This is a genomic window from Streptomyces sp. NPDC045022, assembly GCF_056432605.1.
The window spans coordinates 73,073-96,233 of record NZ_JBWKIR010000027.1 but is presented as its reverse complement, the minus strand read 5'-3'; the positions used below and the strand labels follow the sequence as shown (position 1 = coordinate 96,233).

Here is a 23,161-nt window from a genome sequence, read left to right as displayed (position 1 = left end):
AGATCTGGAGACAACAGGCGAAGGCTTGAAAGACACAACATCAGGCTCCCACCAACAAGCCCGTCATACCCACTGAACTAACGAAAAGATCAGTAGTAGCGGCCCTTATGACGCTGGTCATAGAGTGAGCGGGGGCGAGGAACGGAGGTCGACGATGGCCGAGGCGCGGCGCGGACCGCGGGAACGGATGGTCTTCAGCGCGGCCCAGCTCATCCGCCGCGACGGAGTCACCGCGACCGGTATGCGCGAGGTCGCCGCGCACGCCGGGGCACCGCGCGGCTCGCTCCAGCACTACTTCCCGGGCGGTAAGGAACAGCTGGTCAACGAGGCCGTCGACTGGGCCGGGCGGTACGCGGGCCAGCGGATCGCGCGCTTCCTGGCCGGGCTGGACGAGCCGAGGCCGAGCGGTCTGTTCGCGGCGATGGTCGCGCAGTGGACCGACGAGTACGCGGCCGACGGCTTCGCCGCCGGCTGTCCGGTCGCCGCCGCCACCGTCGACTGCGCCTCGGCAGGCGCCTCGACCCGCGAGGCGGTGGCCGCCGCGTTCGCGACCTGGCGGAGCCCGCTCGCCGAGGCCCTCACCGGCATGGGCGTCCCCGAGGCCCGCGCCGAGGCCCTGGCCACGCTGATGATCAGCACCCTGGAGGGCGCGATCATCCTCGCCCGCGCCGAACGGGACGTACGGCCCCTGACCACCGTCGCACGGGAACTCGGGCCCCTGCTCGACGCGGCGGTGGCCTCTCCCGGGTGAGCGGGGCCGTGCGGCGGCCGTCAGCCGGCGGTCCGCTTCGCCGTCAGGTAGGCGATCACCATGTCCCCGAGCATGGTCCGGTAGTGCTCCCGCTGCGCCGGATCGACCAGGTCCCGGCCGAACAGCGCGCCGAAGGTGTGCCGGTTGGCCACCCGGAAGAAGCAGAACGAGCTGATCAGCGCGTGCAGGTCGACCGCGTCCACGCCAGCCGTGAACAGGCCGGACGCCCGTCCGGCGGCCAGGATCCGGCGGATCACCTCCAGCGCCGGGGAGCCGATCCCGCCGAGCTTCTCGGAGGCCGCGATGTGCTCCGCGCCGTGGATGTTCTCGATGCTGACCAGGCGGATGAAGTCCGGGTGCTGCTCGTGGTGGTCGAAGGTCAGCTCGGCCAGACGCCGGATCGCCGCGACCGGGTCGAGGTGCTCCACGTCCAGCTGCTGCTCGGCCTCCCGGATCACCCCGTACGCCCGTTCCAGCACCGCCGTGAACAGTTGCTCCTTGCCGCCGAAGTAGTAGTAGATCATCCGCTTGGTGGTGCGGGTGCGGGCGGCGATCTCGTCGACCCGGGCGCCGTCGTAGCCGGCCCGCGCGAACTCCTGCGTGGCCACGTCGAGGATCTCGGCCCGGGTGCGGGTCGCGTCGCGCACGTGCCCGGCGGGTCGCAGCGGGCCTTCGACGCTCGTCATCGGATTCCTTCGGGCCATGGGACACCTGGGCGGCACGCGCGTTCGCGTGCATTGTAGAAGCAGCGTTCTCCTCGCATCCCGTCACCGGCGTTCGCCCCTGCGCGGGGCCATCGCCCACGGGCGCGGTACGCCCACGGCCCGGGTCACACGAGGTGATCCGGGCCGTGGGCGGGGCGGTTACGGGCGTCTGTTCCACTCGGCGATCACTGGCCGCCCGTGCTCCGTGGAGAGACGGCTGACCGTGCCGGTCGCCAGCTGGAAGAGGCGGCCCTCGGCGGGCGGCAGTCCCAGCCGGCGGGCGGTGAGCACCCGCAGGAAGTGGGCGTGCGCGACGAGGATCACGTCACCGGCGTCCTCGGCGAGGGCGGCGCCGACGCGGGCCAGGACCCGGTCGGCGCGGGCGCCTGCCTCCTCGGGCGACTCGCCCGGGTGTCCCTCCGGGCCGGGCGGCACGCCGTCGGTCCACAGGTCCCAGTCGGGCCGGGTGCGGTGGATGTCGGCGGTGGTGACGCCCTCGTAGCCGCCGTAGTCCCATTCGTGCAGGTCGGGGTCGGGCACCACCCCGATGAGGCCCGCCAGCTCGGCGGTGCGTATCGCCCGGCCCAACGGGCTGGCCAGCGCGAGGGCGTAGGTCCGGCCGGTGAGGAGCGGGGCGAGGGACTTGGCCTGTTCCTCACCGTGCTCGGTGAGGGGCAGGTCGGTCCAGCTGGTGTGCTGTCCCGACAGGCTCCACTCCGTCTCACCGTGGCGGACCAGCAGGAGGTCCCCCACGACGGGTCAGTCCCTCTTCTCGACCGCGTGGCCGCCGAACTGGTTGCGCAGAGCCGCGATCATCTTCATCTGCGGGGAGTCGTCCTGGCGGGAGGCGAACCGGGCGAACAGGGAGGCGGTGATCGCCGGGAGGGGCACCGCGTTGTCGATGGCCGCCTCCACGGTCCAGCGGCCCTCGCCGGAGTCTTCCGCGTAGCCGCGCAGCTTCTGCAGGTGCTCGTCGTCGTCCAGGGCGTTGACCGCGAGGTCGAGCAGCCAGGAGCGGATGACGGTGCCCTCCTGCCAGGAGCGGAACACCTCGCGGACGTTGTCCACCGACTTGACCTTCTCCAGCAGTTCCCACCCCTCGGCGTAGGCCTGCATCATGGCGTACTCGATGCCGTTGTGGACCATCTTCGAGAAGTGCCCGGCGCCCACCCGGCCGGCGTGGACGTAGCCGTACGGGCCCTCCGGCTTGAGCGCGTCGAAGATCGGCTTCACCCGCTCCACGTGCTTTTTGTCGCCGCCGACCATGAGCGCGTAGCCGTTCTGCAGACCCCACACACCGCCGGAGACGCCCGCGTCGACGAAGCCGATGCCCTTGACGCCGAGTTCGGCGGCGTGCTTCTCGTCGTCCGTCCAGCGGGAGTTGCCGCCGTCGATCACCGTGTCGCCGTCGGACAGCAGGTCCTTGAGTTCATCGATGACGCCCTGGGTGGCGGTGCCCGCGGGGACCATCACCCACACATGGCGGGGCGCGTCGAGCCTCTCGACGAGTTCGGCGAGGCTCTTGACGTCGGTGACCTCGGGGTTGCGGTCGTAGCCGATGACGGTGTGGCCGGCGCGGCGGATCCGCTCGCGCATGTTGCCGCCCATCTTGCCGAGACCGATCAGACCAAGCTGCATGTCAGTTCACTTCCTGAGCGTTCTTGAGAGTGCGGTAGGCGGCGACCAGGGCCGTGGTGGACGGGTCGAGGCCGGGTACCTCGGCGCCCTCGGTGAGAGCGGGCTCGACGCGCTTGGCGAGGACCTTGCCGAGCTCCACGCCCCACTGGTCGAAGGAGTCGATGTTCCAGACCGCGCCCTGCACGAACACCTTGTGCTCGTAGAGGGCGACGAGCTGGCCCAGCACGGACGGGGTCAGCCCGGTGGCGAGGATCGTGGTGGTGGGGTGGTCGCCCTTGAACGTGCGATGTGCCACCTGCTCCTCGGGCACCCCCTCCGCGCGGACCTCCTCGGCGCTCTTGCCGAAGGCGAGGGCCTGGGTCTGGGCGAAGAAGTTGGCCATCAACAGGTCGTGCTGGGCCCGGAGTTCTCCGCTCAGCTCGTCGATGGGACGGGCGAAGCCGATGAAGTCCGCCGGGATCAGCTTGGTGCCCTGGTGGATCAACTGGTAGTAGGCGTGCTGCCCGTTGGTGCCGGGCGTGCCCCAGACCACCGGCCCCGTCTGCCACTCCACCGGGTTGCCGTCCCGCTGCACCGACTTGCCGTTGGACTCCATGTCCAGCTGCTGCAGGTAGGCCGTGAACTTGGACAGGTAGTGGCTGTACGGCAGGACCGCGTGCGACTGGGCGTCGAGGAAGTTGTTGTACCAGATGCCGAGCAGGCCCAGCAGCAGGGGCGCGTTGGCCTCGGGGGGCGCGGTACGGAAGTGTTCGTCGACGAGTGCGAAGCCGTCCAGCATCTCCCGGAACCGGTCCGGTCCGATGGCGATCATCAGGGACAGGCCGATCGCCGAGTCGAACGAGTAGCGGCCGCCGACCCAGTCCCAGAACTCGAACATGTTGTCCGGGTCGATGCCGAACCCGGTGACCTTCGCCGTGTTCGTGGACAGGGCCACGAAGTGCTTGGCGACGGCCTTTTCGTCGCCCTCGAAGGCCTTCAGCAGCCACGAGCGGGCCGAGGTCGCGTTGGTGATCGTCTCGATCGTGGTGAAGGTCTTGGACGCGACGATGAACAGGGTCTCCGCCGGGTCCAGGTCGCGGGTCGCCTCGTGCAGGTCGGCGCCGTCCACGTTCGACACGAACCGGAACGTCAGCTCCCGCGCGGTGTAGGGACGCAGTGCCTCGTAGGCCATCGCGGGTCCGAGATCGGAGCCGCCGATGCCGATGTTGACGACGTTACGGATCCGCTTGCCGGTGTGGCCGGTCCACTCTCCGGAGCGGACCAGGCCGGCGAACCGGGCCATCTTGTCGAGGACCGCGTGCACCTTCGGCACCACGTTCTCGCCGTCGACCTCGATCACGGCGTCCCGCGGGGCGCGCAGCGCGGTGTGCAGCACGGCCCGGTCCTCGGTGACGTTGATCCGCTCGCCGCGGAACATGGCGTCCCGCAGTGTGAACACGCCGGTCGCGGTGGCGAGTTCCTGCAGCAGGGCCAGGGTCTCGTCGGTGATCACGTGCTTGCTGTAGTCGATGTGCAGATCGCCGACCCGGACGACGTACCGTTCGGCGCGGCCGGGGTCCGTCGCGAACAGCTCGCGCAGGTGCGGCTGGCCCTGGGCGCGGTGGTCGGCGAGGGCCGTCCACTCGGGCCTGCGGGTGAGTTCGGGGGTGTCTGACGGGGCGTCGGACATGTCAGGCGTTCTCCTTGGCGGCCTCTGCCCTGAGGGCGATGGCGTACATCTCGTCGGCGTCGAGGCGGCGCAGCTCCTCGGCGATGAGTTCGGAGGTGGGGCGGACCTTCAGGGCGAGGGTGCGCGGCGGCTGCCCCGGCAGGGTCAGGGTCGCGAGCGGGCCCTCGGGGCGGTCGATGACGATCTCGCCGCCGGCGGTGCCGAGACGGACGGCCGTCACCACCGGCCCGGCGGTGACCACCCGGTCCACCGGCACGTTCAGGCGGGCCTCCAGCCACCGGGAGAGCAGTTCGGCGCTGGGGTTGTCCTCCTCGGCCTCGACGGCCGCCGACGTCACCGTGGTCCGGGCCTGGTCCAGGGCGGCGGCCAGCATGGACCGCCACAGCGTGAGCCGGGTCCAGGCGAGGTCGGTGTCGCCCGGAGCGTAGTTGCGGGCGCGGGTGTTCAGCACCTCCATCGGCCGCTCCATCGCGTACAGGTCGGTGATCCGGCGCTGGGCCAGCGCGCCCAGCGGGTCCTTCGCCGGGGCGTCGGGCGCCTCAACCGGCCACCACACGACCACCGGCGCGTCCGGCAGCAGCAGCGGCAGGACGACCGAGTCGGCGTGGTCGGACACCTCGCCGTAGGTGCGCAGCACGACCGTCTCGCCGGTGCCGGCCTCCGAGCCGACCCGGACCTCGGCGTCGAGCCGGGAGGAGGTGCGGTCGCGCAGGGTGCGGGCGTGCCGCTTGATGACGACCAGGGTGCGCGAGGGGTGCTCGTGCGAGGCCTCCTCGGCCGCCTTGAGCGAGTCGTAGGCGTTCTCCTCGTCCGTGACGATGACCATCGTCAGGACCATGCCCACGGCAGGGGTGCCGATGGCGCGGCGGCCCTTCACCAGCGCCTTGTTGATCTTGCTTGCCGTGGTGTCGGTCAGGTCGATCTTCATGGCCTGCGCCAGCTCCGTCCGTCTCGTGCGAGCATCTCGTGTGCTTCCTTCGGACCCCACGTGCCCGCCGGGTACTGGGCCGGCCTGCCGTGCGCCGCCCAGTACTCCTCGATGGGGTCGAGGATCTTCCAGGACTCTTCCACTTCCTGGTGACGGGGGAACAGATTGGCGTCGCCCAGCAGTACGTCCAGGATGAGCCGCTCGTACGCCTCCGGGCTCGACTCGGTGAACGACTCGCCGTAGGCGAAGTCCATCGACACGTCCCGGATCTCCATCGAGGTGCCCGGCACCTTCGATCCGAACCGTACGGTCATGCCCTCGTCCGGCTGGACGCGGATGACGATCGCGTTGGAGCCCAGCTCCTCGGTGGCGGTGGAGTCGAACGGGGAGTGCGGCGCCCGTGTGAAGACCACCGCGATCTCGGTGACCCGGCGGCCCAGCCGCTTGCCGGTGCGCAGATAGAAGGGCACGCCCGCCCAGCGGCGGTTCTCGATGCCCAGCTTGACCGCGGCGAAGGTGTCGGTCTTCGACTTGGGGTCGATACCCTCCTCCTCGAGATAGCCGACGACCTTCTCGCCGCCCTGCCAGCCGGCCGCGTACTGGCCGCGCACGGTGTGCAGGCCCAGCTCCTCGGGCAGCCGCACCGACTTCAGCACCTTCAGCTTCTCGGTGAGCAGCGCCTCCGCGTCGAACGCGATCGGCTCCTCCATGGCGGTCAGCGCCATCAGCTGCAGCAGATGGTTCTGGATGACGTCGCGGGCCGACCCGATGCCGTCGTAGTAGCCGGCCCGGCCGCCGATGCCGATGTCCTCGGCCATGGTGATCTGCACGTGGTCGACGTAACTGCGGTTCCAGATCGGCTCGTACATCTGGTTGGCGAAGCGCAGCGCCAGGATGTTCTGGACCGTTTCCTTGCCGAGGTAGTGGTCGATCCGGAACACCTGCTCCGGATCGAACACGTCGTGCACGACCTTGTTCAGCTCCTGGGCCGACTTCAGGTCGTGGCCGAACGGCTTCTCGATGACCGCGCGGCGCCAGGCGCCCGCGGGCGGGGTCGCGAGGCCGACCTTCTTCAGCTGCTGGACGACCTTCGGGAAGAACTTGGGCGGCACCGAGAGGTAGAAGGCGAAGTTGCCGCCGGTGCCGCGGGAGGCGTCCAGCTCGTCGACGGCGTCCTTCAGCTGCTTGAACGCGGTGTCGTCGTCGAAGTCGCCGGGGATGAACCGCATGCCCTCGGCGAGCTGCTGCCACACCTCCTCGCGGAAGGGCGTGCGGGAGTGCTCGCGGACGGCGTCGTGCACGACCTCGGCGAAGTCCTGGTCCGCCCAGTCCCGCCGGGCGAACCCGACGAGGGAGAAGCCCGGCGGCAGCAGGCCGCGGTTGGCCAGGTCGTACACGGCCGGCATCAGCTTCTTGCGGGACAGGTCGCCGGTCACGCCGAAGATGACCAGGCCGGAAGGGCCCGCGACGCGGGGGAGCCGGCGGTCGCGGGGGTCCCGGAGCGGGTTCACCCAGTCGGCGGCCGGGGTCACCGGCACGCGCACCTCTGCCTGCCCGGCCGGGGCCTCAGGGGACTGGTTCGTCATGACGCGTCAACTCCCTTGCTGTCGAGGGACGTGGAGACGGCCTCCAGCAGGTCCTGCCAGGCCGACTCGAACTTGGCGACGCCCTCGTCCTCCAGCTGCTGGACGACCTCGTCGTAGGAGATGCCGAGCCGCTCCAGGGCGGCCAGGTCGGCGCGGGCCCGCGCGTAACCGCCGGTCACCGTGTCGCCGGTGATCTCGCCGTGGTCGGCGACCGCGTTCAGGGTGGCCTCCGGCATGGTGTTGACGGTGCCCGGCGCGACCAGTTCGTCCACGTACAGGGTGTCCTTGTAGGCGGGATCCTTCACCCCGGTGGACGCCCACAGCGGGCGCTGCCTGTTCGCCTTGTCCGCGGCGAGCGCCAGCCAGCGCGCGGAGCCGAACACCTCCTCGTACGCCTCGTAGGCGAGGCGGGCGTTGGCGAGGGCCGCGCGGCCCTTGAGCGCGAGGGCCTCGTCGGTGCCGAGAGCCGTCAGCCGCTTGTCGATCTCGCTGTCCACGCGGGAGACGAAGAAGGACGCCACCGAGTGGATCGCCGACAGGTCGATGCCGCGCTCGCGGGCCTTCTCCAGGCCGGCCAGGTAGGCGGCCATGACCTCGCGGTAGCGCTCCAGGGAGAAGATCAGGGTCACATTGACGCTGATGCCGAGGCCGACGACCTCGGTGATCGCGGGCAGGCCCGCCCTGGTCGCCGGAATCTTGATCATCACGTTGGGGCGGTCGACCAGCCAGGCCAGCTGCCTGGCCTCGGCGACGGTGGCCTCGGTGTCGTGGGCGAGACGCGGGTCGACCTCGATGGAGACGCGGCCGTCACGGCCGTCGGTGGCGGCGTACACGGAATCCAGGATGTCGGCGGCGGCCCGCACGTCCGCGGTCGTCATCATCCGCACGGCCTCGTCGACCGTGACACCCCGTACGGCAAGATCGGTGAGCTGCTGCTCGTAGCCCTCCCCGGAGCCGATGGCGGCCTGGAAGATCGACGGGTTCGTCGTGACACCGACGGCGCTGCCGCTCGCCACCAGCTCGGCGAGGCTGCCCGAGGTGATCCGCTTGCGGGACAGGTCGTCCAGCCAGATCGACACGCCCTCGTCGGCGAGGCGCTTGAGGGCTCCCGGGGTCGCTATTGCTTCGGTCACAGTGATCATCTTTCTTTCGCGTCGGTATCAGGCGCGCGCGGCAGCGAGCGACTCGCGGGCTGCGGCGGCGACGTTCTCAGGGGTGAAGCCGAATTCGGCGAACAGGGTCGCGGCGTCCGCGGAGGCGCCGAAGTGCTCGAGCGAGACGATGCGTCCCGCGTCGCCCACGAACCGGTACCAGGTCAGAGCGATGCCGGCCTCGACGGCGACCCGGGCCTTCACGGCCGGCGGCAGCACCCGCTCGCGGTACTCGCGCGACTGCTCCTCGAACCACTCCACGGACGGCATCGACACCACCCGCGTGCCGGTCCCCTCGGCCTCCAGCCGTTCCCGCGCGGCCACGGCCAGCTGCACCTCGGAGCCCGTCGCGATGATGATCACCTCCGGGACCTCCGTCGAGGACTCGCGCAGTACGTAGCCGCCCTTGGCCACATCCTCGTTCGGCGCGTACGTCGGCACGCCCTGGCGGGTGAGCGCGAGCCCGTGCGGGGCGGGGTTCGTGGCGTGCCTCTTCAGGATCTCGGCCCAGGCGACCGCGGTCTCGTTGGCGTCCGCCGGGCGGACGACGTTCAGGCCGGGGATGGCGCGCAGCGAGGCCAGGTGCTCGACCGGCTGGTGGGTGGGGCCGTCCTCGCCGAGGCCGACGGAGTCGTGCGTCCACACGTACGTCACCGGCAGCTGCATCAGCGCCGACATCCGGACGGCGTTGCGCATGTAGTCGGAGAACACCAGGAAGGTGCCGCCGTAGACGCGGGTGTTGCCGTGCAGGGCGATGCCGTTCAGCTCCGCGGCCATCGAGAACTCGCGGATGCCGAAGTGCACGGTACGGCCGTACGGGTCGGCCTCGGGCAGCGGGTTGCCCTCCGGCAGGAAGGAGCTGGACTTGTCGATCGTGGTGTTGTTGGAGCCGGCCAGGTCGGCGGAGCCGCCCCACAGCTCCGGGAGCACCGGGCCGAGCGCCTGCAGCACCTTGCCGGAGGCGGCCCGGGTCGCGACCGGCTTGCCCTCCTCGAACACCGGCAGGGCGTCCTGCCAGCCCTCGGGCAGTTCGCCCTTGCTGACACGGTCGAACAGCCCGGCCCGCTCGGGCTGGGCGGCACGCCACTCGGCGATCAGCTTGTCCCAGGCCGCGTGCGCCTCGGCACCCCGGTCCAGGGCCCGCTGGGTGTGCTTCAGGACCTCGTCGCCGACCTGGAAGTCCTGCTCGGGGTCGAAGCCGAGGAGGCGCTTGGTGGCGGCGATCTCGTCCTCGCCGAGCGCCGAGCCGTGGGAGGCCTCGGTGTTCCGGGCGTTCGGGGCGGGCCAGGCGATGACCGTGCGCATCGCGATGATCGAGGGCCGCTCGGTCTCCGCCTGTGCGGCCTTCAGCGCCGTGTACAGGGCGGGCGCGTCGATGTCGCCGTCGGCGGTGGGCTCGACGCGCTGGGTGTGCCAGCCGTAGGCCTCGTACCGCATGAGCACGTCCTCGGAGAAGGCGGTCGCGGTGTCGCCCTCGATGGAGATGTGGTTGTCGTCGTAGAGGAAGACCAGGTTGCCGAGCTTCTGGTGGCCGGCGAGCGAGGAGGCCTCGGCGGAGACGCCCTCCTCCAGGTCGCCGTCGGAGACGATCGCCCAGATGGTGTGGTCGAACGGGGACTCGCCCCGCGGGGCCTCCGGGTCGAACAGGCCGCGCTCGTAGCGGGCGGCCATCGCCATGCCGACGGCGTTCGCGGCACCCTGACCGAGCGGGCCGGTGGTGGTCTCCACCCCCGCGGTGTGCCCGTACTCGGGGTGACCGGGCGTCTTCGAGCCGTGCGTGCGGAACGCCTTCAGGTCGTCCAGCTCCAGCTCGTACCCGGCGAGGAACAGCTGGGTGTAGAGGGTCAGCGAGGTGTGGCCCGGCGACAGCACGAAGCGGTCCCGGCCCGCCCACTCCGGATCCGCCGGGTCATGACGCATCACCTTCTGAAAGATCGTGTACGCGGCAGGCGCCAGGCTCATCGCCGTGCCCGGGTGGCCGTTGCCGACCTTCTGCACCGCATCGGCCGCCAGCAGACGGGCAGTATCCACGGCACGCCGGTCGAGGTCGGTCCACTCGAAGCTGTCGGAAGTCTGCGTGGTCATCTTCAAGAATTCCTCGTTCAGTGCGAGACGGCGGGCCGGACGCGTTCAAACTTAAAAGTCTGACTTTTTCGAGGGAAGGTCGGGGTGTGTCAGCCTGTGGTGAATCTGGGACAGTGTTCACGCGACAGGGACGGCACGAAAAGGGCATGGCCGACAGAACACACCAAGCCGCCGACGACGACAGGGTTGGCGACGGCAGCACGGACGACGACGGGATCAGAACCTTCCCCTTTCCGGCCGACCTGGCTGTCGGCGGCGTCGGCATGCAGATAGGCCCCCTGGGGACCGACCGCACCTGGCACGCCGACGCCCTCCTGCACCGCGTCCACCGCATCGACTTCCACGTGGTCATGCTCTTCACCGGCGGCCCCGTACGGCACATGATCGACTTCGCCGAGTACGAGGCCACAGCCGGCGACCTGCTGTGGATCCGCCCCGGACAGGTCCACCGGTTCTCCCGCGAGTCCGTGTACCGCGGAACCGTGCTCACCATGCAGCCCGGCTTCCTGCCGCGCGTCACCGTCGAGGCCACCGGCCTGTACCGCTACGACCTCCCGCCGCTGCTGCACCCCGACCCCGCACAGCTGGCCGCGCTCCACGCGGCCCTCGACCAGCTGCGCCGCGAGTACGAGGACACCGCGACGCTCCCGCTCAGCCTGCACGCGGCCGTCCTCCGGCACACCCTGACCGCGTTCCTGCTGCGCCTCGCCCACCTCGCGGCCGGCTCCGCGGAGGGTTCCGGGCAACGCGCCGACACCGCCCTGAGCGTGACGTTCACCCGCTTCCGGGACGCCGTCGAACAGGGCTTCTCCGCCAACCACAGCGTCAGCGCCTACGCCGACGCCCTCGGTTACTCCCGCCGCACCCTCGTCCGCGCCGTCCGTGCGGCCACCGGCGAGACCCCGAAGGGTTTCATCGACAAACGCGTCGTCCTGGAGGCCAGACGCCTCCTCGCCCACACGGACCTGCCGATCGGCCGCGTCGGCGTCGCCGTGGGCTTCCCCGACGCGGCGAACTTCTCCAAGTTCTTCCACCTGCACACCGGTCAGACCCCGGTGGCGTTCCGGGCCGAGCTGCGCTAGCGCCGCGGCAGGCAACGTTCGCCCCGTCGCAACGCCCGGCACGCTCCCCCAAGCTCTTCGAGCAGGGGGGACCCCCACTCGCCGCACCGGCCGAAAGCCCAAGTACATCCAGTACGAGGACTTCCGGCCGGCACTCCCCCAGCCTCCGGCCGGGGGGACCCCCAGAGCACGCACCGGACGCCGCTCCTTGACGGGCAAACGTTGCCTGCCGCGGCACTGGCGCCTGCGCGGCTCGCTTCGTCGGTAGGCTGACGGCCGACCAAGTGATGCTGTTTTCAGGGGGATTCGTGCGCAAGGGCTCGCTGGGGAAGCGCAAGTCAGCAACCGCTGGAACGGCAGGAGCAGCGGTCACGCCGAGCCGTGCGGTACAAGGCACCAGCACGAGTGGCAAGTACTGCACCGAAGCCACCTGGGCGGCCGGCTCCCAGCCGGTCGCGGCGGTCGCGGGCGTCACCGTGCGGTACGGATCGACGACCGCCCTCGATGGCGTCTCCCTCGAAATCCCCTCCGGGGTCACCGGTCTCCTCGGGCCCAACGGAGCAGGCAAGAGCACCCTGTTGTCGCTGTTGAGCACGGCGCGCAGACCCAAGTCCGGTTCCGTCGCCCTCCTGGGAGAGGATGCGTCGGGGCGGGCGCGCGTGCAGCGTCTGAGGCAGCGGATCGGAGTGCTTCGGCAGTCCTTCGGCTTCTATCCCCGCTTCACCGTCCTGGAGTTCACCGAGTACGCGGCCTGGCTGCGCAAGGTGCCCGCCGCCAGCGGCGCGAACGGGCCGTCGCGGCACTGCGCCTGGTGCAGATGGAGAAACACGCCGACCGCAGGATGGGCGCCCTGTCCGGTGGCATGCTGCGACGCGTCGGTACCGCCCAGGCCATGGTCAACGAGCCCTCCCTGGTACTCCTCGACGAGCCGACGGTCGGCCTCGATCCGGCGCAGCGGGTCGGCTTCCGGAGCCTTATCAAGGACCTGGGCGACCGGTGCGCCGTCGTGATGAGCACGCATCTGGCCGAGGACCTGGCGCACGTGTGCGACCGGGTCTCCGAGCTGCTGGACGGGACAGTGCGCTTCACGGGCACGGTGGCCGAACTGTGTGCTCTGCCGGGCGGGGGCACCTCCTCCGGGGAACCCGGCTCGGTCGGATACGACAAACTCGCGGTTCGCTACGAGGCGACCGTCCTCGTCGCAACCCTCGACGAGTGGCTGTAACCAGCACATTCACGCTGCGCCCGTGCTACCCCAGCCACGCCCCATCGCGCATCACGACCCTGCCACGAAGTTCCGGTACTCCGCACCAGGCGCGCACTATCTGCGGCGCCACGCACAGGTACAGGAAGGGGGTCTCTTCCGTACGCGGATCCCAGCCGAACTTACCCGCGAACGCGTCGGCGGCATCATTTGGCACTTCCCGCGCGGGATAGCACTTCGCCTCCCCTTGCAGCAGCACCACGTCGAAGGCATCCGGCAGAGCCAGCCGTACGCGCGGTTCCTTATGCACATCGCGCGCGGTCGCAGAGTTCGCGCCGGTACACATCCACACTGCCTGCCCGTCCCACAGAAACCACAGTGGCACCTGATGCGGGCCGTGGTCGGGGTGGGCCGTCGACACCCGTATGTCGCGCTCCGAGCTGAGCCGCTCCAGGGTGTCCCGCCTGCGCTCCGCCGTGGTGCGGCGAATGATCTCCGTAGCTTGCATGGGCGCCGACCTTAGCCAGCAGGTTCACGGTGCGCATGGGGCGCAGGTCCTAAGCCCGGAGGCGGACCATCGCCCAGGCGCCCAACAGCAGCTTCACCAAGACCGTCACCAAGACCGTCAACACGGCGGACAGAGCGCATCACAACGGAGCGGGAACAGGTGCCAGGGCTGTCCAGGCTGAGGGGTGGTCCGGTCTTCGTGTGGTGAGTCTTCGCTGTGGGATGCGCCGTCGGGCAACGCCGGCGCTTCGGCTTCGGCTCAGGGTCTTACCGACTTCGTAGATCGTGGGCCTGTCAGGGCGCGCACCGCACGGGCCGCACCTGCTGACGCACAGCGCCGCCGCCGCGGCGGCGAACGCCTCCGACATGCCCCCGGCCCGCGCGGCCCGCCGGTACGGCCGGCGCGGGGGGCGGCCGTACCGACGGCCACTCCGGGGGCCGGCCGGGCGGTGAAGGCCGGCCCCTGCTTCGGGGCCGTCCCTGGTGGAGCCTCGCGTCAGTGGCCGAAGTCGAACCAGTTCACGTTCACGAAGTCGGCGGGCTGGCCGCTGGTGAAGGTGAGATAGACGTCGTGGGTGCCGGTCACCGCGCCGATGTTCGCCGGAACCGACCGCCACGACTGCCACCCGCCCGTGTTCGCGAGGGCGAAACTGCCGATGGGCGCGTTGCCGCGACTGTCCAGGCGCACCTCGACCAGACCGCTGACCCCGCTCGCGGCACCGCTCGCGACCCGGGCGTAGAACTGCCTCGCCGCCGTCGAGCCGAAGTCGACGCCCTTGTACAACGCCCAGTCACCGTTCGCGAGCGCCCCGATGTCCTGGCCGCCACCCGTGTCCGTGGTGGTCTCGGTGCTGGTGCCGGACTGGCTGTCGTAGGACTCGGCCTGGATGGCGCTGTAGGCGTCCCGGTTGCCGGACGGCGGGGGAGTGGTACCACCCCCGCCACCCGAGGACTGCAGGACCTGCACATAGTCCACGACCATCGGATGGCCCGGCTCGGTCCCGCTGTCCGGGCCGCCGCCGAACGCGGCCGGGAAACCGCCGCCCATCGCCACGTTGAGGATGAGGAAGTAACCGTGGTTGGTGGCGTTGGCCCACGTCGTCGCGTCGACCTGGTTCGCCCGCACGGTGTGGAAGTTGACGCCGTCGAGGTAGAAGCGGATCTCCTCGGGGCTGGTCGAGCGGTCCCACTCCATCGCGTAGGTGTGGAAGCCGGCCTGACAGGTGGAACCGGTGCAGGAGGTGGAGTTGCCGATGCCGGAGGTCTCGTTGCACGGGCCGCCCGGGTTGGTGCCGCAGTGCATCGTGGCCCAGTCGGTGTTCAGACCCTGGACGTTCTCCATGATGTCCAGCTCGCCGATGCTCGGCCAGTTCCAGTAGTTGCCGCGGAACGGCGCCCCGAGCATCCAGAACGCCGGCCAGTAGCCCTTCGCGGCGGCACCGGTGACGTTGGGCATCTGGATCCGGGCCTGGACCCGCAGCTTGCCGCCCGCGGGGGGCTGGAAGTCGGTGCGCGTGGTCTCGATCCGGCCGGAGGTCCAGTTGCCGGAGGCGTCGCGGCGCGGGGTGATGAGCAGGTTCCCGTTGCCGTCCAGCGCGACGTTGCCGGTGCTCGACGTCATGGTCTCGACCTCGCCGGTGCCCCAGTTGGCGGCGGCGCCCGGGTACGAAGTCCCGGTGTCGTACTGCCAGTTCGCGGTGCTGACGCCGGAGCCGGCCGCGCCGTTGAAGTCGTCCGCGAACACCTGTGTCCAGCCCGAGGGGGGCGTGGGCGCGGAGGCGTCGGCGGGTGCGGTGGCGGCCGTGGCGACGGCCGCGGCCAGGCCGAGGGTGGCGGCTGCGGCGACGAGCGCGCGCCGCAGCGGGCGGGGTCTGGGTATGCCGGAGGATGCGCTCATGGGGGAGCCTCTCGGGTACGAGGAGTGCGGGCATCCCGTGAGAGCGCTCCCACCGTTTGAGAGCGCTCTCAGGGGTGCCGCCAATGTGCTCCCCGGCCCCTCGGTCGTCAAGACTTGAAACAAAGAAAGTCCGCCACCCGCCCGGCAGTTCACGGACTGAAGTCGCCCGTATCCGCTCGGAGCGGCTGCCGGCGGCGTTACGAGACCGTCTTGGGGAGCACGGTTGCGTCAGTTCCGGTGGCGTGCCGGGTGTGGGTGGCCACGTCCTGGGCCGCCTGGTTGAAGGAGTGGATGCGGGCCGTGGTGGTCGCGGTGTGGGAGACGAGCCAGGTGGAAATCCATTCCAGGGGCGGCGCGTCGCTGAAGGGGATGTAGGTGACGTCGGAGCGGGAGTAGTAGCGGGCGGCTTGGGCGCCCACCACGAAGGCGCCCAGGCCGGCACCGATCAGCAGCAGTGCCTCATGGAAGGTCTCGAAGTCGGGACCGCGTTCGACGGGCTTGCCGGCGGGGGTCAGCAGGGGCGTGCGCGCGGTGCGCCAGTAGTCGGGAACCGTCCCGGCCACCTGGAGAAGTCTGACCGCGGCGAGATCCTCCAGGGAGACGGTGTTCCGCCCGGCCAGGGGATGGCGGGAGGACACGGCCAGCATCCGGGGTTCGGAGAACAGGACCGGGCTGTTGGCCATCCCCGGCTCCTGGTGGGGCAGGGACACGATCAGCAGATCCACGTCCCCGTCGCGCAGCCGGGGGAATCCGTCGACGATCTGCAGTTCCCTGGGCAGGACCCGGGAGCCGGGGTGGCGCTGGGCGAACACCTGGGCGGCCTCGAACACGAGCTGGCCCGCCGCGGCGCCGACGAAGCCGACCCGCAGGACGCTCCGGATACCCCGCGCGGTGTTGATCGCCCTCTCCAGCCCGGCTTCGATCTGCCGGCAGGCCGGAAGAAGGTCGTTGTAGAGCTGTTGTCCGGCCGGAGTGAGGCGGACCTGGCGGCTGGTGCGTTCGAACAGCGGCGTCCCCACGTGGCGTTCGAGCTTCTTGATGGTCTGACTGATCCGGCCGGTCGTCAGGTGCAGGCGTTCGGCGGTACGGCCGAAGTGCAGTTCCTCGGCCAGCGTCAGGAACGCCTCGAGTTCCAGCCGCTCCAGCACTGTTCCCCCTGATCATTGAGCCTGGCTAAACGAGCGTTCCACTATGGCACCTTGTTGACGTCCCCACCCCGTTGCAGGGTGGATGCGTACGCATTTCCGCCGCCTTCGCCCCAGGACAACGACATGCCCTCCCCTGCCGCGCACCAGCACGTGGCGTTCGTCATGACCGTCCCGGTCGACAAGCCGACGCTCGTCCGTGGCCGCGGCCACGCCGTCGTCCGCGCCCACCCACCGCGCTGAGCGCGGCGGAACCACGCGAAACGCAGCTGCAACCCACAGGGCCCCGGCGAAGCCGAGGCCCTGGCACACGCACACGGAGCGAGACGAGCCGTCTCGGCCGATTTGGGAGATTCAATGACCCGCACCACCACGTCCGACCGCCTCTGGTTCGTCACCGGCGCCTCCAGCGGCATCGGCCTCGCCCTCACCCGCGCCGCCCTGGCAGCCGGCGACCGGGTCATCGGAGCGGCCCGCCGGATCGAGCCGCTCGCCGCGCTCCAGGCCGAGCACCCCGGACGACTGGTCGCCCTGCAACTCGACGTCACCGACCGCAGCGCGGTGTTCGCCGCCGTGGACCGGGCCGTCGGGGCGCAGGGCCGGCTCGACGTGGTCGTCAACAACGCCGGCATCATGTGCGGCGGCACCGTCGAGGAGTTCACCGAGACCGACGCCCGCGCCCAGATGGAAACCAACTTCTTCGGCGCGCTCTGGGTCACCCAGGCCGTCCTCCCCCACCTGCGCCGCCAGGGCGGAGGTCGACTCCTGCAGATCAGCAGCGTCGGGGGCGTCATCGGTTTCGCAACCACCGGGCTGTACAGCGCGAGCAAGTGGGCGCTGGAGGGGATGTCCGAGGCGCTCGCCCAGGAGGTCGCACCGTTCGGCGTCAAGGTCAGCATCGTCGAACCCGGCGGATACACCACCGGGCTCTACAGCTCCATGCGCACCCAGCCCGCCCACCCGGCCTACGCACCACTGCACACCGCGCTCGCCGAGATGTGGGGCGACGCCGAGGACGCCGACCCGGCCGGGGCAGCCGACGCCCTGCTCGCCCTCGCCGACAGCGACGATCCACCGCTGCGGCTGATCCTCGGCAGCGCCATGTACGACGTCGCCCAGCAGGCCGCCGACAGCCGCAAATCGGTCTGGGCCTCCTGGGAAAAGGTTAGCCGCGCCGCAGACTGACCGCCGCCGGGCTCCTGCCCGTTACTCCTCACCGCACTGTCCCCTCGCTTCCGGGACACCGCGCACCGCACGCCGGCCAGGAACCCGGTCCCCTCCGCGGCCGTCTCCCGGCCGCGGACGATAGCTGCCACCTCGGCTGCCCCCCCCACGACCCCCTCTGTGTCCCACGACCAGGAGAACACCATGACCATCCCTGCCTTGCGGTCGGTGCCGGGCATCCGGACAGCCACCGTGCTCACCGCCCTGGCCCCGGCCATCTGGGGCTCCACCTACCTCGTCACCACCGAACTCCTGCCCCCGGACCGGCCACTGCTGGCCGCCGTGCTCCGGGCCCTGCCCGCCGGGCTGCTCCTGCTCCTCCTCACCCGGCGCCTGCCGACGGGCAGCTGGTGGTGGAGGTCCGCGGTCCTCGGCGCGTTGAACATCGGCGTCTTCTTCGCCCTGCTCTTCATCGCCGCCTACCGCCTCCCGGGCGGAGTCGCCGCCACCGTCGGCTCCATCCAGCCGCTGCTGGTGGCGGGCTTGTCCGCCACCCTGCTCGGTCAGCGCCTCACCCTACGAACCCTGCTGGCCTGCGTGACCGGCATCGCGGGCATCGCCATGCTGGTGCTCCGCGCCGACGCCCGGCTGGACGTCCTCGGGATCGCCGCCGCCCTCGGCGGTGCGGTGGTCATGGCGACCGGAGTCGTCCTCAGCAAGCGCTGGACCTCCCCGGCTCCGCTGCTGGCGACCACCGGATGGCAACTGGTCGCAGGCGGTCTGCTTCTGCTGCCGGCCGCCCTGTTCGTCGAAGGGCCCCCGCCGGCCACCCTCAGCACCGGGAACCTGATCGGCTACGTCTACCTGAGTGCGATCGGCGCCGCGCTCGCCTACTCCCTGTGGTTCCGCGGCATCAGAACGCTCTCCCCGACCCAGGTCACTTTCCTCGGCCTGCTCAGCCCCCTGGTCGCCGCCAGTCTCGGGTGGATCGTCCTGGGACAACGGCTCACCCTGCCGCAGATGCTGGGCGGCGCACTCGCCCTGGCCGCAGTGACACTCGCCCAGCTTCACCCCTCCCGTTCCGCCCCTTCCCGTGCGGCGGCCGGACGCCCAGTGCCCCCGGTCCCGGTCGGCCAGGCCCGTACCCACTGAGGAGAACCGCATCATGCGCATCACCGTCTTCGGAGCCGGCGGAGCCGCCGGCAGCCGGATCGTCGCCGAAGCCGTCGCCCGGAACCACGACGTCACCGCCGTCGCCCGCGACGCGAGCCGTTTCACGACCCTCCATCCCGGCGCCCGGCACGCCGTCGGGGACGTCCTCGACCCGGACACCGTCGCCGCGCTGAGCAGCCGGCAGGACCTGGTGATCAGTGCCACCCGACCGGCACCCGGACAGGAAGAGGACCTCGCGAACGCGGCCCGCGCATTGCTGGCCGGTCTCTCCCGCACAGGCGTCCGGCTGCTCCTGCTCGGCGGTGCCGGGAGCCTGCGTCTGCCGGGCGACCGGGAAGGCACGGTAGTGGAAGGCCCGGACTTCCCAGCGGACTGGCGGCCGATCGCCCTGGCCTGCAACGAGCAACTGGCGGTCTGTCAGGCCGACCAGGACGTCGACTGGGCCTACCTCAGCCCGGCCGCCGTCCTGGAGCCGGGCAAACGCACCGGCACATACCGGGTCGGCACCGGCGAGCTGTTGGTGGACGCCGACGGCAACTCCAGCATCTCCATGGAAGACCTTGCCGTGGCCCTGCTGGACGAGGCGGAACACCCCACGCACCACCGCACACGCTTCACCGTCGGCTACTGAGCCCGAGCTGCCCCGGGACGTCCGCTGCGCCTGGACTCGGCCGCCGGCGCCTGCGGCCGGCACGATGTCCTCCGTTCGGGGGGCGCGGGCCGCCGGGGCCCCTCCCCGGCCCTATCGTGGCGGGGGTACGGTTCCCCTTCGACCGAGGACAGCGCATGAACGGTTCTCCGGCCGGCGTCGTCGAGGCGGCGTTCCGCCACTACCGGTCACAGGACCGCGAGGCGGCCCTTCCCCTGTACGCCGACGACTTCCTCTTCACCAGCCCCCAGGACGATCACATCGGCAAGGCGGCGTTCTTCGAGCGCTGCTTCCCCACCGCCGACCGGTTCACCGAGCAGCGGATCCTGCACATCGTCGCCGTTGACGAGGAACTGGTCCTGGTCCACTACGAGTACGAGTTGACCACCGGCGAGCGATACCGCAATGTCGAGGCGATCACCGTGCGCGACGGCCTCATCCGAGAGGTGCGGGTCTTCTTCGGCGGCAAGGTGTGAACCGGAGCCGGTGGACCCGGAGACCCCGTCCACCCCGTGGGAGGCCGGCGTCGAGGTGGTCGTGGCGGTGATCGCGGGAAGGGTGCGGGCGTGAAGCTGACGATTCTGGGCGGCGGCGGGTTCCGCGTGCCGCTTGTGTACGGTGCACTGCTGACCGACCACGCCGAGGGGCGGGTCACCGAGGTCGTCCTGCACGATCTGGACGACGGCCGGCTGCACGCCGTGACCCGGGTACTGGCCGAACAGGCCGCCGGCATCCCCGACGCACCCGAGGTCCGGGCCACCACCGACCTGGACGAGGCCCTGCGCGGCGCCGCCTTCGTCTTCTCGGCGATCCGCGTCGGCGGTCTCGAGGGCCGGGCGAACGACGAGCGGGTGGCCCTCGCCGAGGGCGTGCTCGGCCAGGAGACCGTCGGCGCCGGCGGCATCGCGTACGGCCTGCGCACCGTCCCCGTCGCCGTCGACATCGCCCGGCGCGTGGCCCGCCTCGCCCCCGACGCCTGGGTCATCAACTTCACCAACCCGGCGGGCTTGGTCACCGAGGCCATGTCCCACCACCTCGGCGACCGCGTCGTCGGCATCTGCGACTCGCCGGTCGGCCTCGGCCGCCGCATCGCCCGGGTCCTCGGCGCCGACCCGAAGCGGGCCTTCATCGACTACGTCGGCCTCAACCACCTCGGCTGGGTACGCGGCCTGCGCGTCGCCGGACGCGACGAGCTGCCCCGCCTGCTCGCCGACCCCGCGCTGCTCGGCTCCTTCGAGGAGGGCAGGCTCTTCGGCACCGACTGGCTGCGGTCACTCGGCGCGATCCCCAACGAGTACCTGCACTACTACTACTTCAACCGGGAGACCGTCCGCGCCTACCAGGAGGCCGCCAGGACCCGCGGTGCCTTCCTGCGCGACCAGCAGGCCAGGTTCTACGAGGAGGCGGGCGACCCGGGCGTCTCCGCCCTGCTCGCCTGGGAGCGCACCCGCGCCGAGCGCGAGGCGACCTACATGGCCGAGAACCGGGAGAGCGCCGGCGCGGGCGAACGCGAGGCCGACGACCTGTCCGGCGGCTACGAGAAGGTCGCGCTCGCCCTGATGCGGGCCATCGCCCGTGACGAACGCACCACCCTGATCCTCAACGTCCGCAACGGTTCCACGCTGTCCGTCCTCGACGCCGACGCGGTCATCGAGGTCCCGTGCCTGGTCGACGCCGGCGGCGCCCACCCGCTGGCCGCCGGCCCGCTGCCCGGCCATGCCACCGGACTGGTCTGCTCGGTCAAGGCCGTCGAGCGGGAAGTGCTCGCCGCCGCCGAGTCCGGCTCCCGTACGACGGCCGTGAAGGCCTTCGCACTGCACCCGCTGGTCGACTCGGTCAACGTGGCCCGCAGGCTGGTCCAGGGCTACACCGAGGTCCATCCTGGGCTGGCGTACCTGAAGTAGGCGCTTCCTTGCGTGCCCGCCGAGTGAGCCGGCGTCGAGTCGGTCACCGGCCCCGGCTTCGTGGGCCGCCGACCGCACGGAGGGTCGCTCCGCCGAGCGGCCCTCCGCTGTCACACCCGAACGTCAGCCGGTGAAACCGGCCGTGATCGAGGTGAACTGCCAGGTGTTCTGGCCGATGCCGGAGCAATTGCTCACCACACCGCCGCCCGCGCACGGCCGGTCCCGGTTGACCGACCAGAAGGCGAGCCGCGCGATGTGGTGGGAGTTCGCCCAGTCGCGGATCTGGGTCCAGATCGCCGGAGTGGTCGTCTCCTGCTGGTCGGACAGGCCGTTCATGCCGGAGATGCCGAGGTGGGCGTAGGCGGTCGCGTCGTCCCAGCCGAAGGTGGACTTCAGCTTGTTCTTCAGCCCCTCGGCGGCGTTCACGGTGTTGCCGTACATGTCCGAGCCACCGCCGAAGTCGAACGGCATGATGGTGAACACGTCGATGTTCGCGCCGAGCGACTGCGCCTGCTCGATGAGCCGGTTGCCGTAGTACGTCGGCCCGGTGGTGGACGTGCCGAAGGTGACGATGGTCTTCAGGCCCGGGTTGTCGGCCTTGACCGTCTTCAGCGCGGTGAGGATCCTCGCCTGCACGGCCTCGTTCTCGAACTCGTCCGTGTTCTCGATGTCCATGTCGACGGCCTTCAGACCGTAGGCGTCGATCACCTTCTGGATGGCCCCGGCCAGCGCGCTCGCGGAGGAGCAGTTGGCGCCCAGCTTGCTGCCCTGCCAGCCACCGAACGACGGGACGACGTCACCGCCCGCGGAACGGATCTGGTTGATCGCCGTCTGGTCCACACCCCCGGTCAGGGCCCGGCTGCCGTCCCAACTCGGCGTGCAGCCGCCGGAGTCCAGCACGAACGCCATCGTGAACCACTTGACCCCGGTCGCGCTCATCACCGTGGTCGGGTTCGGCGGATCGCCCCAGCCCTCGTACAGGTACGGCGCCGCCTGCTTGAACCCGGTACCGCCACCGCCGCCCGCATCGGTCGTCACGGTCACGGAGCCGGAGGCGGGCGAGGTGTTCCCGGCCGCGTCCCGCGCCTTCACGGTGAAGGTGTAACTCGTGCTCGGTGACAGTCCGCTGACCGTGGCGGAGGTACCCGAGACGCTGAGGAGCCGGTTGCCGGCGCTGTAGACGTCGTACGCCGTCACGCCCACGTCGTCCGAGGAGGCGTTCCACTTCAGCGACACGCTCGAGGAGGTCTTTCCCGTGGCGGCGAGCCCGCTGGGCGCGGTCGGCGCCTGGGTGTCACCGCCTCCTCCGCCGCCGCCCGGGCCGTCCAGGCTGACGTCGTCGGCGTAGTAGGTGCCCTGGGCGTACCAGCCGTGCACATAGATGGTGGCGCTCGTCTGGGTGGCGCCCGTGGTGAAGGAGACGCTGAGCCGGCTGTACGCGGACGGTGAAGAGGTCCAGGTGGAGGCGCCGCCGTTCACGCCGAGGTACACGTAACTGCCGCGCACCCAGCCGCTCAGTGCGTATGTCGTGTTGGGCTGCACCGCGACCGTCTGGCTGCACTGCGCGTTGTCGCTGGAGGTCACCGCGCCCTGCAGTGCCTTGGAACCGCCGTGCACGGGGGAGGAGACCACCGAGCCGAGGTCGCCGGTGCAGGTCCAGGGGGAGAGGCCGCCGGACTCGAAGCCGGGGTGGGTGAGGATGTTGGCCGCGTGGGCCGTACCGGGGAGGGCGACGGCCCCGCCGAGCGCGAGGGCCGCGGAACCGAGGAGAGCGAGAAGCCGGCGTCTGGAACGCCCGAGTGTGTTGCGCACGCGATCTCCCTGTGGGGATGGGGGTGTTCGGGAGTGCACGGATGTGCGGAGGTGCGCCAACGAATTTGGTATGGACCAATCCGGCTGTCAAGAAGATGAACGGAATTGGTCCATACCGGTGGGGGAAAGCGCC

General features: G+C 70.7%; 20 protein-coding genes and 1 pseudogene. 9 read left to right on the top strand and 12 right to left on the bottom strand.

Annotated elements, in window-relative coordinates; genetic code table 11:
• The first annotated feature begins 154 nt into the window (after window positions 1–154).
• Entirely contained in the window at window positions 155–751 is a 597-nt protein-coding gene (locus AC07C1_RS33715; protein WP_478945306.1) for a TetR/AcrR family transcriptional regulator, read from the top strand.
• Between the two features lie 20 nt (window positions 752–771).
• Here AC07C1_RS33715 and AC07C1_RS33710 read toward each other — a convergent pair whose 3' ends face one another.
• The 8 genes from AC07C1_RS33710 to tkt form a co-directional block, all read right to left on the bottom strand.
• On the bottom strand, window positions 772–1,437 hold the full coding sequence (locus tag AC07C1_RS33710) for a TetR family transcriptional regulator (RefSeq protein ID WP_478945304.1): 666 nt from the start codon (window positions 1,435–1,437) through the stop codon (window positions 772–774).
• Window positions 1,438–1,614: 177 nt separating this feature from the next.
• Window positions 1,615–2,208, bottom strand: coding sequence for a histidine phosphatase family protein (locus AC07C1_RS33705; RefSeq protein WP_478945302.1), 594 nt, complete (start codon window positions 2,206–2,208; stop codon window positions 1,615–1,617).
• A gap of 6 nt (window positions 2,209–2,214) precedes the next feature.
• Window positions 2,215–3,093 carry a phosphogluconate dehydrogenase (NAD(+)-dependent, decarboxylating) gene (gene gnd, locus AC07C1_RS33700; RefSeq protein ID WP_478945300.1) on the bottom strand — a complete coding sequence of 293 codons (879 nt, stop codon included), beginning with the start codon at window positions 3,091–3,093 and terminating at the stop codon, window positions 2,215–2,217.
• Window position 3,094: 1 nt separating this feature from the next.
• Complete coding sequence (gene pgi / locus AC07C1_RS33695) at window positions 3,095–4,762, bottom strand: glucose-6-phosphate isomerase (RefSeq protein WP_478945298.1); 1,668 nt, start codon at window positions 4,760–4,762, stop codon at window positions 3,095–3,097.
• 1 nt (window position 4,763) lies between these two features.
• A complete protein-coding gene (gene opcA / locus AC07C1_RS33690; RefSeq protein ID WP_478945297.1) occupies window positions 4,764–5,690 on the bottom strand; it encodes a glucose-6-phosphate dehydrogenase assembly protein OpcA in 927 nt (308 codons plus the stop codon).
• The gene (gene zwf / locus AC07C1_RS33685; RefSeq protein ID WP_478945296.1) at window positions 5,687–7,276 is read right to left on the bottom strand and encodes a glucose-6-phosphate dehydrogenase; all 1,590 of its coding nucleotides are present in this window, start codon (window positions 7,274–7,276) and stop codon (window positions 5,687–5,689) included. Before zwf ends, opcA begins: the two co-directional genes overlap by 4 nt.
• Window positions 7,273–8,418: a transaldolase gene (gene tal, locus AC07C1_RS33680; RefSeq protein WP_478945294.1), complete on the bottom strand. Its 1,146-nt coding sequence runs from the start codon at window positions 8,416–8,418 to the stop codon at window positions 7,273–7,275. The genes zwf and tal overlap by 4 nt, the downstream gene beginning before the upstream one ends.
• An 18-nt stretch (window positions 8,419–8,436) precedes the next feature.
• Complete coding sequence (gene tkt, locus AC07C1_RS33675) at window positions 8,437–10,512, bottom strand: transketolase (protein WP_478945292.1); 2,076 nt, start codon at window positions 10,510–10,512, stop codon at window positions 8,437–8,439.
• 146 nt (window positions 10,513–10,658) lie between these two features.
• Here tkt and AC07C1_RS33670 point away from each other — a divergent pair, with 146 nt between their 5' ends.
• The 3 genes and pseudogenes from AC07C1_RS33670 to AC07C1_RS33660 all read left to right on the top strand — a co-directional run bounded on the left by AC07C1_RS33670 (window position 10,659) and on the right by AC07C1_RS33660 (window position 12,798).
• On the top strand, window positions 10,659–11,594 hold the full coding sequence (locus AC07C1_RS33670) for a helix-turn-helix domain-containing protein (RefSeq protein ID WP_478945290.1): 936 nt from the start codon (window positions 10,659–10,661) through the stop codon (window positions 11,592–11,594).
• Between the two features lie 266 nt (window positions 11,595–11,860).
• Window positions 11,861–12,280: pseudogene (locus AC07C1_RS33665) on the top strand (ATP-binding cassette domain-containing protein); the annotation flags it as partial.
• 110 nt (window positions 12,281–12,390) lie between these two features.
• On the top strand, window positions 12,391–12,798 hold the full coding sequence (locus AC07C1_RS33660; protein ID WP_478945288.1) for an ATP-binding cassette domain-containing protein: 408 nt from the start codon (window positions 12,391–12,393) through the stop codon (window positions 12,796–12,798).
• Between the two features lie 25 nt (window positions 12,799–12,823).
• On the opposite strand, the gene AC07C1_RS33655 is transcribed toward AC07C1_RS33660, so the two are convergent.
• From AC07C1_RS33655 to AC07C1_RS33645, 3 genes are all read right to left on the bottom strand, one after another.
• Window positions 12,824–13,285: a pyridoxamine 5'-phosphate oxidase family protein gene (locus AC07C1_RS33655; protein WP_478945286.1), complete on the bottom strand. Its 462-nt coding sequence runs from the start codon at window positions 13,283–13,285 to the stop codon at window positions 12,824–12,826.
• A gap of 495 nt (window positions 13,286–13,780) precedes the next feature.
• Window positions 13,781–15,181, bottom strand: coding sequence for a glycoside hydrolase family 16 protein (locus tag AC07C1_RS33650; protein WP_478945284.1), 1,401 nt, complete (start codon window positions 15,179–15,181; stop codon window positions 13,781–13,783).
• Window positions 15,182–15,378: 197 nt separating this feature from the next.
• Window positions 15,379–16,329 (bottom strand): LysR family transcriptional regulator, encoded by a 951-nt coding sequence (locus AC07C1_RS33645; RefSeq protein WP_478945282.1) that lies wholly within the window; start codon window positions 16,327–16,329, stop codon window positions 15,379–15,381.
• Window positions 16,330–16,683: 354 nt separating this feature from the next.
• Here AC07C1_RS33645 and AC07C1_RS33640 point away from each other — a divergent pair, with 354 nt between their 5' ends.
• The 5 genes from AC07C1_RS33640 (at window position 16,684) to AC07C1_RS33620 (ending at window position 21,216) form a co-directional block, all read left to right on the top strand.
• Window positions 16,684–17,511 carry an SDR family NAD(P)-dependent oxidoreductase gene (locus AC07C1_RS33640; RefSeq protein WP_478945280.1) on the top strand — a complete coding sequence of 276 codons (828 nt, stop codon included), beginning with the start codon at window positions 16,684–16,686 and terminating at the stop codon, window positions 17,509–17,511.
• 183 nt (window positions 17,512–17,694) lie between these two features.
• Entirely contained in the window at window positions 17,695–18,642 is a 948-nt protein-coding gene (locus AC07C1_RS33635) for an EamA family transporter (RefSeq protein WP_478945278.1), read from the top strand.
• A gap of 13 nt (window positions 18,643–18,655) precedes the next feature.
• Entirely contained in the window at window positions 18,656–19,294 is a 639-nt protein-coding gene (locus AC07C1_RS33630; protein ID WP_478945276.1) for an NAD(P)-dependent oxidoreductase, read from the top strand.
• A gap of 155 nt (window positions 19,295–19,449) precedes the next feature.
• Window positions 19,450–19,788: a nuclear transport factor 2 family protein gene (locus AC07C1_RS33625; RefSeq protein WP_478945274.1), complete on the top strand. Its 339-nt coding sequence runs from the start codon at window positions 19,450–19,452 to the stop codon at window positions 19,786–19,788.
• A 90-nt stretch (window positions 19,789–19,878) separates the two neighbouring features.
• The gene (locus tag AC07C1_RS33620) at window positions 19,879–21,216 is read left to right on the top strand and encodes a 6-phospho-beta-glucosidase (protein ID WP_478945272.1); all 1,338 of its coding nucleotides are present in this window, start codon (window positions 19,879–19,881) and stop codon (window positions 21,214–21,216) included.
• Between the two features lie 123 nt (window positions 21,217–21,339).
• On the opposite strand, the gene AC07C1_RS33615 is transcribed toward AC07C1_RS33620, so the two are convergent.
• Complete coding sequence (locus AC07C1_RS33615) at window positions 21,340–23,028, bottom strand: carbohydrate binding domain-containing protein (RefSeq protein WP_478945271.1); 1,689 nt, start codon at window positions 23,026–23,028, stop codon at window positions 21,340–21,342.
• Window positions 23,029–23,161 lie beyond the last annotated feature (133 nt).